This is a genomic window from Pseudoalteromonas sp. TB51, assembly GCF_000498055.1.
Classification (GTDB): Bacteria; Pseudomonadota; Gammaproteobacteria; order Enterobacterales; family Alteromonadaceae; genus Pseudoalteromonas; species Pseudoalteromonas atlantica.
This window is the reverse complement of record NZ_AUTO01000327.1, coordinates 1-14,091: the sequence shown is the minus strand read 5'-3', so window position 1 is coordinate 14,091 and position 14,091 is coordinate 1. Positions and strand designations below refer to the sequence as shown.

The 14,091-nt window shown below is 38.7% G+C and carries 8 protein-coding genes; 5 read left to right on the top strand and 3 right to left on the bottom strand.

Annotated elements, in window-relative coordinates:
- Positions 1 to 174 precede the first annotated feature (174 nt).
- From L650_RS0120560 to L650_RS0120545, 4 genes are all read left to right on the top strand, one after another.
- Entirely contained in the window at positions 175 to 1,392 is a 1,218-nt protein-coding gene (locus L650_RS0120560; protein ID WP_029772414.1) for a TolC family protein, read from the top strand.
- Positions 1,393 to 1,456: 64 nt separating this feature from the next.
- On the top strand, positions 1,457 to 2,713 hold the full coding sequence (locus L650_RS0120555) for an efflux RND transporter periplasmic adaptor subunit (protein WP_029772415.1): 1,257 nt from the start codon (positions 1,457 to 1,459) through the stop codon (positions 2,711 to 2,713).
- A gap of 11 nt (positions 2,714 to 2,724) precedes the next feature.
- Complete coding sequence (locus L650_RS0120550) at positions 2,725 to 5,925, top strand: efflux RND transporter permease subunit (protein WP_029772416.1); 3,201 nt, start codon at positions 2,725 to 2,727, stop codon at positions 5,923 to 5,925.
- A 681-nt stretch (positions 5,926 to 6,606) separates the two neighbouring features.
- Entirely contained in the window at positions 6,607 to 6,801 is a 195-nt protein-coding gene (locus L650_RS0120545; RefSeq protein WP_004588794.1) for a (2Fe-2S)-binding protein, read from the top strand.
- Between the two features lie 71 nt (positions 6,802 to 6,872).
- On the opposite strand, the gene bfr (L650_RS0120540) is transcribed toward L650_RS0120545, so the two are convergent.
- From bfr (L650_RS0120540) to L650_RS0120530, 3 genes are all read right to left on the bottom strand, one after another.
- On the bottom strand, positions 6,873 to 7,337 hold the full coding sequence (bfr, locus tag L650_RS0120540) for a bacterioferritin (RefSeq protein ID WP_004588793.1): 465 nt from the start codon (positions 7,335 to 7,337) through the stop codon (positions 6,873 to 6,875).
- Positions 7,338 to 7,349: 12 nt separating this feature from the next.
- Positions 7,350 to 7,823, bottom strand: a complete 474-nt coding sequence (gene bfr / locus L650_RS0120535; RefSeq protein ID WP_024031963.1) for a bacterioferritin — start codon at positions 7,821 to 7,823, stop codon at positions 7,350 to 7,352.
- A gap of 166 nt (positions 7,824 to 7,989) precedes the next feature.
- On the bottom strand, positions 7,990 to 9,060 hold the full coding sequence (locus L650_RS0120530) for a PepSY-associated TM helix domain-containing protein (RefSeq protein ID WP_029774248.1): 1,071 nt from the start codon (positions 9,058 to 9,060) through the stop codon (positions 7,990 to 7,992).
- A gap of 422 nt (positions 9,061 to 9,482) precedes the next feature.
- Here L650_RS0120530 and L650_RS0120525 point away from each other — a divergent pair.
- Positions 9,483 to 14,091: PAS domain-containing protein (locus tag L650_RS0120525; protein WP_029774247.1), on the top strand; the 4,609-nt coding region annotated here is incomplete at its 3' end.

The window sequence follows — 14,091 nt, the reverse complement described above, 5'->3', positions numbered from 1 at the left end:
GGGCAAACTAAACATTATCAATAAAACGCCTTATCAAATTGATCAAACAAGTACCTTTCTTGAAGCGATACTTCGTCCGCCTATTTCTTAATTAGATTAATTTTTAATGACCTATTTATCCTTTAATAATGGATAAAGGTTTCGTGTTTATTAATTTTAAAATTAAGAATTTTTATGTATATATATTTAAAAAATGCAGGTTTAGTCCTGTCTTTATGTATGGCTGTGAGTTTTTCAGTTGCCACTTATGCCAAACAGAAAAGTATTTCATGGCTAGATAGTCAAATAAATAAAGATCCCGAAGTTGTTGCGGCTAAAGAGTTACTTAATGCAAGTAATCATAGAGCCAAGAGCTTAACTAAAGCCGTATATAACCCAGAGCTTGAAGCAAGCTATGAAAAAGAGGGTGATTTTGATAATTATTCTATTGGTATCAGTCAAACGATTGATTTTTGGGATAAGCAATCAGCAAATAAAAGCATTGGTGAAATTGGTGTTTATGCAAACCAGCAACAATTGTTATCTCTACTCGATTCTAAAAAGGCTAACGCTTTAACTGCAATAGTTAATTGGCAAGCAGCAAAAAAGGTGGCTCAGTTACTTTCAGTAAGAGAAAATCAATTACAAACGCTCGTTGGAATTATTGAAGATAAGCGAAAAGCAGGACTTCTAGAGCCACTTGACGCTGAACTGGTTTATTTAAACTTGTCCCAAGTTTTCAGTGGAATATCTGAGTCGCAAATTGCTTTGAAAAATGCAGAGGTAAATGTTCAGGAGTTATTGCCTGATTGGACGCCTAATACTACCAATTTGTTTTCATTTACTTTTGGAGCAACAAACTATTCATTTAACTCTCAGTGGGTTGAGGAACATCCAAAAGTTAAACTCGCTAGAGCGCAATGGAAGATAAAACAATCTAAAGCTCAACTAACCACTATGGAATCTAAAGCCAATCCAACCATTGGAGTTAACGCAGGGAAAAGTGGAGATGAAGACTTGATTGGCGTGACTTTCTCAATGCCTTTAAATATCAGAAATAACTATTCAGATACTGTTAAAGCCGCTTATTCAGAAGCAATTGCAGCAGAGGCTAACTTTCGGTCGGTTTATCGAAAGCAGTCATTTGAAGCAAAAGCTAATTATGAATCGCTTATTGTCAGTAAAAAATATTATGAGCAATGGCAAAAACTGACAAAAGGCAGATTAGATAGCAGCGAAAACTTATTAAATAAGCGCTGGGAAGCTGGTGACATTAATACTTCTGACTACTTACTTGCATTAAATCAACGTGCGGAAGGGCTTCATGCAGGAATACGTTTGGAAAATCAATTCAAGCTTGCAGAAATATCCTTCATTTTAAGTATGGGTCAGTTATCCAAATTTGAGATTTGAGCGCTTTGTTTTTTCAGTAGCGAAAAACGAAATCTTAAATTTATTAAAAATATAGGTTACAAAAATGAATACAGTAATTAGTAAAAAATTTTTAGCCGTAGTAATTAGCAGCCTGTTAGTTGGGTTTAGTACAAATCATGATGCTTTTGCACAGTCGTCAGATGGAACTGGTTCTGTCACAAACGTTTCGAAACAAGAAGAAAAAGAACATCAAGATGAGCATGAACACGAAAAGGGACATGAAGAAGATAAAGGTGACCATGACGAGCACGGCCATGAAGGTGGTAATAAAGAGGGAGAAGAAGAACATGAAGAAGGTATCACTATTGATCCAAAGAAGATGTCGCTTGCTAACATTAAAGTGGAAAGTGTTAAGCCTGAATATCAATTTAGCTCCGTATATGCACCTGGCGAAATAAAAGCTAATGGCTATAAAAGTTATGTGGTATCACCACGTACAGAGTCAGTCATTATCAGTCGCCATGCAGCGCTTGGCGAGTATGTAGAAATAGGTCAGAAGTTAGTTACATTATTTAGTGAAGCAATGGCACAAGCACAAGCTGACTATTTAATCGCTTCAACCGAATGGCAACGTGTAAAAAAGCTGGGTAATAAGACGGTGAGTGAAAGTCGATTATTACAAGCTGAAACAACATACAATGCGAGCTATGGCAAGCTCATTGCTTTAGGGTTAACTGAAAAAGCAATAAATGGTATTTCTAACAAAGACATTAAAGCATTTGGACAATATGCATTAACGGCGCACCGTGAAGGTGTCGTGCTTCAAGACGACTTTATCCAAGGGCAACGTGTTGATGCTGGGGATGCAGTCATGTTGTTAGCTGATGAAAAACAACTATGGGTTGAAGCAAAAGTTTCTCCAAATAAAAAGCTAAATTTATCAATTGATTCTCCTGCGGTACTTAAATTAGAAGGCCAGAGTTACAATGCCAAAGTTATCCAAGAAGCCCATACAATTGATCCCGTAACTCGTACAAGAATTATTAGATTGGGGGTACAGAATGCTGATGATAACCTTCATTCAGGTATGTTTGTAAAAGTTTACTTTCAGTTTGCCACAAAGCAGAAAGTGATGGCTGTGCCAGAAGAAGCATTGATCCGCAGCGCAGATGGTGATTGGACCGTATTTGTCGAAGACCACCCTGGAGAATTTAAAGCTGTAGAAGTAGAACTAGGCCGAGCCTTAGGTGATTTTAGGGAAATCATTGGCCTTGATAGTGGGACGCGAATTGTAACCAAAGGCGCATTTTTTGTTGCTTCTGAAATCGCTAAAGGCGGATTTGATCCGCATAACCACTAAGGAGCAAGACTATGTTTAATAAAATAATAGATTGGTCTGTTAATAATAGACTCCTGATTTTGATTGCGCTGTTTGCCACAATTGTCGGCGCAATTATGGTTATACCAAAACTAAATTTAGATGCCTTTCCTGATGTTACTAATGTTCAAGTTGCTGTAAATACTGAAGCGCCAGGACTAGCTGCTGAAGAAGTTGAACAACTCATTACGTACCCCATTGAAGCGGTCATGTATGCCTTACCTGATGTAGAACAAGTGCGCTCAATTTCTAAAACAGGCTTGTCTGGCGTCACGGTTGTTTTCAAAGAAGGCACCGACATTTACTTTGCAAGACAACTTGTATTTGAGCGTCTTCAAGCCGCAAAAGAACTGATACCAGAAGGTGTCGGCACACCCGAAATGGGGCCAAACACCTCAGGGCTAGGCCAAGTATTTCAGTACCTTCTTATTTCAGATAAAGATGCAGGCTATGATGCTATGGCACTCAGGAGTCTCAATGATTGGGTAGTAAAATTACTCGTTATGCCTGTCGATGGTGTTACTGATGTACTCTCCTTTGGAGGTATTGTTAGGCAGTACCAAGTAAATGTAGATCCATCTAAGCTTCTTTCTTATAACCTAACGCAAGAAGACGTTGTTGGTGCCCTAGATAACAACAATGCCAATGTTGGCGGATGGTATATGAACCGTGGGCAAGAGCAGCTTGTTATTAGAGGTGCAGGTTGGTTTGAAAGTGGTGACGCTGGTATTAGTAATATCAAACAAGTTCCCGTCAAAACAGTTGATGGGACAGTTGTGACGGTTTCGGATATTGCTAAAGTTGAAATGGGCAGTGAAATTCGTCAAGGTGCTGTCACAATGACGCGCAAAACCGAAAACGGTAAAGTCGAAAATTTAGGTGAAGTTGTCTCTGGCATTGTCTTAAAACGCATGGGGTCTAATACTAAAGCCACCATTGATGGTATCAATGCAAGAATCCCATTGATTAATCAAGCATTGCCTAAAGGTGTTCGCTTTGAACCATTTTATGATCAGGCTGATTTGATTGAAAAAGCCGTTGATACAGTAGTTGATGCACTATTACTAGCATTTATTTTCATCTGTATTGTATTAGCACTATTTTTAATGAATATACGTGCAACCTTCCTTGTCCTAATATCTATTCCAATTTCAATTGGTATCGCGTTAATGATCATGGCTTGGTGGGGCATTTCTGCAAACCTTATGTCATTGGGTGGCATTGCCGTAGCCATTGGTATGCTAGTTGATGGTTCAGTCGTGATGGTTGAAAACATGTTTAAGCATTTAAATAGACCAGACTCTACCCATTTAAAAACTGTAAAAGAAAGAGTGCCTAGTGCTGATACTGATCCACATGATGTAGAACAAGATGAGCATGGTATTAAGTTACGTCTTCAAAATGCGGGTAAAGAAGTGGCTCGTCCCGTATTTTTTGCAGCTTCTATTATTTTAGTCGTATTTACGCCTTTATTTAGCTTTGAAGGTGTTGAGGCAAAGTTATTTCAACCTATGGCAATAAGCATCATTTTAGCTGTTATATCTGCTATTGTGGTTGCGTTGTTTGTTGTACCCGCTTTAGCTACTTATTTATTTAAGTCAGGTGTAAAAGAGAGGGAAAGCTTTGTTCTTAGGCCATTAGACAAACTCTACAGAAAAGGGCTTACATTCGCACTAAAACGCACCAAATTAGTCATTTCAGCCGCACTTATATTAGTTTTCTCTGCCTTTGCATTAGTTCCATTAATTGGTACTGAATTTGTACCTGAGTTAGAAGAAGGGACGATAAACTTAAGAGCAACGCTTGCACCTTCTTCCAGTTTAGATACCGCGCTCACTGTGGCACCAATTCTAGAAGAAAAACTAATGGCTTTCCCTGAAGTAACCTATGCATTAAGCCGAATTGGTCGAGCAGAAATAGGTGGAGACCCAGAGCCTGTGAATAACATCGAAATTTACATAGGGTTGAAGCCTGTTTCTGAGTGGACCAGTGCATCTAATCGATATGAACTTCAAGGAAAAATGGAGAGATCTTTAGAAGAATTCCCTGGGTTGCTACTCAACTTTTCTCAACCTATTGCGACTCGTGTCGATGAGCTACTATCTGGTGTTAAGGCTCAGTTGGCGATAAAGTTGTTTGGGCCTGAACTTGAGGTACTGGCGGCTAAAGGTCAAGAAATAGAAACAGCAATTAAAAACATTGAAGGTGCAAGGGATGTTGCATTGGAGCAAATTGCTGGTGAAGCGCAATTGGTGATAAGTCCTAACAGGCAAGAACTATCACGCTTTGGATTGTCTGTGAGTGACATAATGGAGGTTGTGCGTGATGGTATTGGTGGTGTTGAAGCCGGACAAATAATCAATGGTAATGAACGTTATGATATTTACGTTCGCATAGAGGAAGAGTACCGAAGTAACAAAGAAGCTATTGCTGATATTCGGCTTCAATCACCTACTGGTGCTTGGGTGCGACTGGGTGACGTAGCCTCAGTCTCATTTGAGTCAGGCCCACCACAAGTTAGACGCGATGATGTACAACGAAGAGTCGTTATCCAAGCAAATGTACAAAATCGAGATATGGGAAGCGTGGTTGCCGATATCAGAAAGGTAATTGCTGAAAAGGTTGACTTACCTTCAGGTTATTCTGTTTCGATTGGCGGCCAGTTCGAAAGTCAAAAACGTGCTCAAAATAGGTTAGCTATAGTTGTACCTTTATCGTTAGCTCTAATCGCACTACTACTTTACTTTGCCTTTGGTTCTGTTGGTCAAGCTATGCTGATATTGGTCAACGTGCCGCTTGCTGTAATTGGCGGAGTTTTCTCCTTATATTTATCTGGACAATACTTGTCTGTACCAAGCTCCGTTGGCTTTATTACCTTATTTGGTGTAGCGGTATTGAATGGGGTCGTTATGGTAGAAAGTATCAACCAACGTATTAAAGACGGTCTAGAAGCATCTAAAGCCGTTTTTGAAGGCGCTACTTCAAGATTAAGACCTGTACTTATGACTGCTATAACATCAGCTTTAGGTTTGATACCGATGTTAATGTCTAATGGTGTTGGTGCAGAAATACAGCGCCCATTAGCGAGTGTTATTGTTGGCGGCTTGGTAACTGCAACACTGTTAACATTATTTGTTTTACCTGTTTTATATCGCTGGTTTTCAGAGAAAAAAATAAAAGAGCTATCCAGATAAAATTACTGTGAACTCTAACCCCACGCTAAAGTCACGTTTAGCGTGGGGTTATTGAGTAGATGAACGAAAAGAAAGATTAGATTTAACAATAAACTAATAGTCATGACTGCTTTGTCGGAATATTTGTCGTTAAACAGGCCAAAGCTAACTTCCGCTTTCGTATCTTTGCAGTCTTAATCTCTATGTGTCTCAAGGTCGGCTTATGGCACAGAGCAGACCGCCGGTAATTATTGAGTGATGCAATCCAAGGCTATAACTGCCCATGAATACAAGTTCTTTATGTAATGAAAAATAAAGATGCGCTGTTGCTACTCCGCAAAGCATCGGCCTAAATAAACTCTACCTCGAAGTAAACCGATTAGCTTTCGTATAACAGATAGGCAAATTATCAATTCAAATCACTTACTGTAATAGATGTTTTCAAGCGATTTCTCGTTGTTTAAGAAATTTACCTAATAAAAAACATAATTATTTTTAGAGTGTAATTTAGTTAATAAATCTCAATTTAAGTGCCATATTTCATTATAAATCAATAAGTTCTCAACGCGCCGTGAATTCTCGATTTAAGTGGCACTGATCACTTTTGAAAAATAACTACTTTTTATTTCACAAACAATTGATAACCATTATTGTTTAGATTAATATGCACCTACTAAATGAAATTGAGAGTAGTTTGTATTCATGTATATTTGTCTTTGTCACGGGGTGACCGATAAAAAAATTGAGCAAACAATTGACGATGGTGCAACTACCATGCGTGAATTAACTAAAGAGCTTAAAGTAGGCAGCCAATGCGGTAAGTGTTGTTGTTGTACTAAAAAGATCCTAAATCGCAAACTTATTGAGATTGCAGATATTACCGATCAAGTCGCTTAATTCGTTATTACAAAATTCAGATACAAAAAAAGCAGCTTATAAAGCTGCTTTTTTTATGACCTAAATTTACCTTACAGTTGAGACTGTAAGTAATTTTCAAGCCCTGTATTTTGAATAAGTAATTGCTGGGTTTCTAGCCAGTCAATTTGTTCTTCCTGCTCGTTCAAAATATTGTCGAGTGCTTCACGGCTAATATAATCTTTTTTGTTTTCAGCTAATTTAATTGCACTGCGCAAATCATCAATTGTATCAAGCTCAAAGCTCATATTTGCGGCAATCATTTCTTCGCTGTTTTCGCCAATGCGTAAACGGCCTAGGTCTTGTAAGTTAGGTAAGCCTTCTAAAAATAAAATACGTTCGATTAAACGATCGGCGTTTTTCATTTTTTGAATTGAAACTTTGTAGTCTGCTTTATCAAGCTGGCTAAAACCAAAGTCTTTAAACATACGGGCATGCAAAAAGTATTGGTTAATACCCACAAGCTCATTAGCGAGTACTTTATTTAAAGCTGCTATAACGTCTTTATCGCCTTTCATACTTTATGCTCCTTACTCGCCCATTTGTGCTTGGTGGTAGTTTTGCGTACCAATTTTATCAATTAAACCAAGTTGTTGCTCTAACCAATAAACGTGATCTTCCTCGGTATCAAATAATAGCTTTTCTAACACTTCGCGAGACTGATAATCTTGCTGCTCTTCACAAATAGCAATTACCTCTTTAACACATGCAACTACTTCAAGCTCTAGTGTTAAGTCGTTTTGCATCATGCTTTTTACATCGTTACCAATTAAAAGGTCACGGCGTTTAGTCATGTTAGGCACGCCTTCTAAGAACAAGATGCGTTTGATTAGCCAATCAGCATGATCTTTTTCTTCTTCCATTTCATGGTTAAGGCGTACATATAATTTATCTAAACCCCAGTCATCATACATGCGTGAATGAATAAAATACTGGTCAATTGCGGCTAACTCATTGGCTAGCAAAGTATTAAATGCATCGATTACTTTTTGATTACCTTTCATGATAAATCACCTTAACTATTTTAATTGTGCACAGTGTAGTTAAATTTGCGTATTTTGCAAGTTTTTCTATAAAAATCATTAATTTACAATTGGTTTTGATTCTTATTTAAGTTTGCGTTATTGCTTGGTTTATGTACAGTTTTGCATTTTCATTTAAAGGGTAATGCTATACCCACTTGTGCCGTTTGCACCATAAATAAACACCACTGAGTATAAAAAATGCTAACGACAGTGATACTAAAAGCCATACAAATTTTACAATCGGCCCTGCAAATGCGCCAGTATGAAACACATATTTAAAGTTCCATATATGGGTGACTACATTTGCTTTACTGGCATCATACGCGCTAAGCACTTTAGCGTTGTATGGATTTACCCACACCCAGCTATAAGCATGGCTTTCTCCTGGGTTTTGTAGGCGTAAAGCGATTGGGTCATTGTGTTTTTTAGGTAAGTAAATACGATACAAAATCCCCTCAGGAAATACATCAAGGGCTTTATTTATTGCTTGGTCGTAGTTAGTACTTGCTGTTGAGTTTGCTATCACTTTTGGCGCTTTAGGCCTATTTTGTACTTGAGAAAATGCCACGGTTTCTACTAATGTTTTGGTCGCGCTTTTCCAATTAAAGGTGATACCTGTAAAGGCTATAAGCAATAGCGGTAATAAAACATAAACACCCATCACGGTGTGTAGCTGATACATAAGTACTTTAAATTTGGCTTTAGGTTTAATCGCCAGTCGTTTTAGGCGGTTTTTAGGCTTAACCCATAAATAAAAACCCACTAACACATTTATTATTAATAATAGGGCGCATACAGAGACCACGTTTTTTAGCGGCTTTTCACCAGAGGCTGTTTCAAATAATAGCCAGCGATGCAAAGCAAGGGTAAAACCATACAGCGTGTCATTTGTTTGGTATTGAAAAATTACTTTGCCTGTATACGGGTTCACACTGGCGTTACTGCCATCACCTAATCTAAATTGCCAGCTGGCATTAGGGTTACTAAGGGGCATAAAGCGGGTGATTTTTTTATCTGTTTGCTGCTGTACTGCGCGGATTAACTCTGCGTGGCTAAGCGTTTTGGTTTGTGGTTCTACCTGCCATTTATCGGGCTGAATATAATATTGTATGTCATTTGCATAAAGTAAAATGGCGCCGCTAATACTGAGTATTAACAAAAAAAGGCCACTTAGTAAGGCAAGGTATAAGTGAATTCGACGTAACCAGATTTTCAAAAGTAATCTCTATAATAAGCAGTTACAGCGATTGTAAGTGATAGAACAGGTGTTTATCAATTTATAAAATGTGACCCTTTGTGTAAGCAAACTACTGTATATAAAACCGCGAACAACACGCTAAGCTTTAGACCCTTAAATAAAGTTTAAAAATTTAGTGGCTTTAAGTCAGTAAAAGTTCGTATGAGTAATGCGCTTTAATTTTTATAATAATGAAATAAATACCAGCTAAAAATTAAAATATGCACGGTTTGCGTTCTTGCTTATTTTTACGTGTAAATTTTAATTGCAACTTATTGATGTTTAAACTGTAATTATGTGATGTATTTTAAACGCTTTGCGGGCTAAAACTTGCGTCTTTTAGGTTTTAGTGCATTAATATAGGTAATAAATAATACAATTACAGTTATTGGATATATAGCATGGTTGAAGGAAAAAAGTATGGGCTGCTAAATGGCACAGCTCAGTCTGTGCGTAGTAAGCTGATCATTACTTTTTTAGTTATTGCTATTGTTCCACTTTGCTTGCTGACCTGGTTTAGCTTACAGCACGTTAATAATACCTTGCAAAAAAATGCAAATGCAGAGCTTCATGAATTAAGCTCTATCGCCTCAGAGTTTGCTAATTTATGGTTTGATGATCACCTTACTGATTTATATACCTTTAAAAATCAGCTTTCTAACTTCCCGCTTGAACAAAGCAAATTAATAAATCATTTTGTTAATCAATATGACTTTGTAAACAGTATAGAAATTATCGCTGCATCGGCACTTAAGCAGCCCATTATCTCGCCTTACGGGCAGATAAACAAAGGTGAGCTTAGTACGCTTATAAATTCGGTTAATACCTCAACGCCAGCCGCTTTTGGCTCTGTTATGTTAAATGGCAAACAGTTTAATATTGTGGCTATGCCTTTGCTTAATTCGGCGCAACAACTAGAGGGTGTAATTCTCACAGAAGTAAATATTAATGGCCTTTTAAAAAGCTTAAACACCATTCACAACATGCACAACGAAGTGAGTTTTTTTGTACTACATAATAATAAAATAGAGCGCTCTTCAGTAACAAATGCAGATGAGGCGCCTGTTTTTTCGCAAACGGCACTCACCAGTAAGCAAGTGTTTGATTACGCCAGTGCCAACGGCACGACATACCATGCATATATTAGTGATTTAAATTTTTTAGGTGTGCAAGGGTGGCAACTTTTAGCAGCAAAACCTTTGCACATTATGCTCAAAGACTCTACTTATTATAAGCAGTTGGCTATTTTTACAAATGCAGTTTCTTTACTTCTCATTTTATGCGCAGCGTGGTGGTTTAGCCGGCGCTTATCTAAGCCTTTAATTCAGCTTACCTCAGTAATGGCCCGAATTACCGATGGCGAGAAAGTAAAGGTGCCTACTTTAACTGATAGCCACGAGTTAAATAGGTTATCAGTAGATCTTCAAAAAATGGTGGCATTTAAAGAAGAGCAGCAGAGCATATTGCAAAAGCAGCGCTCTGCTTTGCAAACTGCGTTTAAACAATTGGATGAACAAAAAAGTGCCCTCGATGAGCATGCCATTGTTGCGGTAACAGATTTAGCGGGCACCATCACTTTTGTAAATAAGAAGTTTTGTGAAATTAGCGGCTATGAAGAACATGAGCTTATAGGCCAAAATCACCGTTTACTTAATTCAGGAAGGCACGACAAAGGCTTTTTTAAAAGCATGTATAAAACCCTTAAACGGGGTGAAGTATGGAACGGCCAAATATGTAATAAAGCAAAACATGGCGGCTTTTATTGGGTAGACACCACCATAGCGCCATTTTTTGATGAGCACGGTAAACCGCAAAGCTATATAGCCATTCGTACTGATGTCACGCCATTAAAATTACAAGAGCTTGAACTTGAGCAGCACAAAACCCAGCTTCAGTTAGTCATAGATACCACCGCCGTAGGAATATGGGATTGGTTTATAGATACCAGCAAAGTGACTTTTAATAATCGCTGGGCAGAAATAATAGGCTATAAACTCAGCGAGTTAGAACCTACCACTATTAATACTTGGTATAAGTTTGCACACCCCGATGATTTGGTTATTTCAGAGCAAAAGTTAAAAGCGCACTTTAATGGTGACACTGATTACTATGTCAGCGAAGCGCGAATGAAACACAAAGATGGCCACTGGGTTTGGGTACTCGATACTGCAAAAGTAGTCGACTGGAACCTAGATGGGTCGCCTCGTCGTATGATTGGAACACATTTAGATATTACCGAGCGCAAGCAAATAGAGTCTGAGCTACAGTATAGCCGCGATCGCTTTGCTTCTTTGGTGGAAAATATTCCAGGGGTTATTTATCGATGTAAGTTCGATAAAGCCTGGACTATGTTGTACATGAGTGACCAAGTAAAAGACATAACAGGCTATACGCCTGATGACTTTATAAATAATAAAACACTAAGCTTTGCCGCTATTATCCACGATGGCGATCAAGATGTTGAGCTGCAGGTAAGTACCTGTATTGCACAAAAGCTGCCTTGGTCTATTGAATACAGAGTAAAAAGAAATGATGGCAGTATTCGTTGGGTACACGAAAAAGGCCAAGCAATTTATGGCGATGAAAACGAAGTTCTTTATTTAGATGGCTTTATTTTAGACATTACTGAGCGCCATAATACTCAAGTAGAAATTACCCGCCAACAAAACCTGCTTGAAGCAATGAGTAAACAAGGCCAAATTGGCGCATGGGAAATAAACCTTGAAAACCAAACCATGTATTGGTCAGACGAAGTAAAAGTCATACACGAAGTTCCCGACGGGTTTGAACCTAGCATTGATACTGCCATTAACTTTTATAAGCCAGGAGAGCACCGCGATAAAATTAGTACGTTGTTTGAATGTGCGGTGACTTTAGGCGAAAGCTGGAGTGTTGAGCTGATAATTTTAACTTATACCGGTAAAGAGCGCTGGGTTAAGTCGATGGGGCAGGCGGAGTTTAAAGACGGTAAATGTGTGCGTGTCTTTGGCTCGTTTCAAAGTATTGATGCACATAAACGCCTAGAGTTAGAAAGCGAAAAAGCAAACGCCTATAACAAAAATTTAGCGTCATTAACGGTTTCGCCTGAGGTACAAAACAGCGACGTTGCGCAAGTTAAAAAGCTGACGATAAAGTCGATGGTAGAGGTATTAAATGTTGAGCGTGCCTCTATTTGGATATTTAACAAACAGTGCGACGAAATGGCGTGCCATGGTTTATATACTCGACAAGATGGTTTTGTAGATTTTGACGGCGTTCTTAAAAAGGCTGATTTTCCAAGTTACTATGAGGCTGTTTTTGAGCAAAACCTAGTGGCAATTGAAGATGTATATACGCATAAAGCAACCATTGAATTTACGCAAAGTTATACTCAACCATTAAATATTCAGTCAATGCTGGATGCGGTTATTTTATCTGGCGATGGAAATTTAGGTATTTTATGTGCAGAAACTGTAGGGGCTAAGCACATTTGGACGCAAGGCGAAGAAACCTACTTGCGCTCTTTGGCTACGTTAGTCGGTAGTACCTTGGTCTCGCAAAAGCGTAAAGAAACCGCTGAAAAGCTAAAGGTTGCTTTAGTGCAAGCACAAGATGCTGCTATAGCAAAAAGCCAGTTTTTGGCAACTATGAGCCACGAAATTCATACACCGATGAATGGCGTATTAGGCATGTTAGAGCTGGTAGAGTTAGAGCCATTAAGTAAACCAATAGAAAAAAAGGTCGCTATTGCTAAAAGCAGTGCTCATTCTTTACTTGGCGTTATTAACGATATTTTAGATTTTTCTAAGGCGGAAGCAGGCAAAGTTGAGCTTGAACATATACATTTTAATGCGCGCGACTTAATTGGCGAAATAGCCGAGGCACAGGCCTTTACCGCACAAGAAAAAGGCATTGAGATTATTTTAGATTTAGTCTCCTTGGAGCCTTCACATTTAATGGGCGACCCCGGGCGCATACGCCAAGTGGTAACCAACTTAATTAGTAATGCGGTTAAATTTACCAGTCAGGGTGAAGTGGTGGTGAGTGCATCTATAGAAAAAACTGACCAAGACCTACTGCTAAATATAAAAGTAAAAGACTCAGGAATAGGCATAACCGAAGCAAAACAACAGCAATTATTTACCCCTTTTTCGCAAGTGGATGCATCAACCACGCGAGAATACGGAGGCACGGGGCTGGGGCTTGCAATATGTAAACAGTTATGTGAGCTAATGAATGGTAAAATTTCACTGGCGAGCGAACCAGGCAAAGGCAGCGAATTTACTGCAACCATGCAAGTGGCTGAAGGCATCGAAAAAGAACGTACTATCCCTAATATCAATATGAGTTCGTTAAATGTACTAGTGGTTGATGATAACGAGACAAACCGCTTAGTTATCTCTCAGCAATTAGGGCATTGGGGGGCTAATGTTACGCTTGCTAGTAGTGCAAAACAGGCGCTTGAACTATGTGCACAGCGCATAGAAAATGATCAGCCTATGTTTGATATTGCCGTGCTAGACATGCAAATGCCAGAAATGGATGGAATGGAGCTGTGTAAAGTGCTTAAAGCACATGATGACTATAAAGCCATGCCATTAGTAATGATGACCAGTATTGCAGGTATGGAAGGCGCTCAGCGCTACTCAAAAATTGGTTTTCAGGCTTATTTTCCTAAGCCGGTTACAACCGCCGATTTAATTTCTGCGTTATCGGTTATTACAAGTTCAGACAGCACCGAGCCCCTTCCTTTGGTGACCCCAGGGTATATTTCGTCACTCAGAAAAGAAAAATCAGACACACCTGCAAAAATTTTATTAGTTGAGGATAACCCCGTTAATCAGCATGTTTCTACATTGATGCTTAAAAAGCTAAATTGCGAAGTAATACTGGCGCAAAATGGTCAAGAAGCCATAAATACCTTAAGCGAGCATAACGAAGGGTATTTTGATTTAGTGTTAATGGATTGCCAAATGCCGGTAATGGATGGCTTTGACGCCACGGCTAATATAAGAGACGGTATGGCAGGGG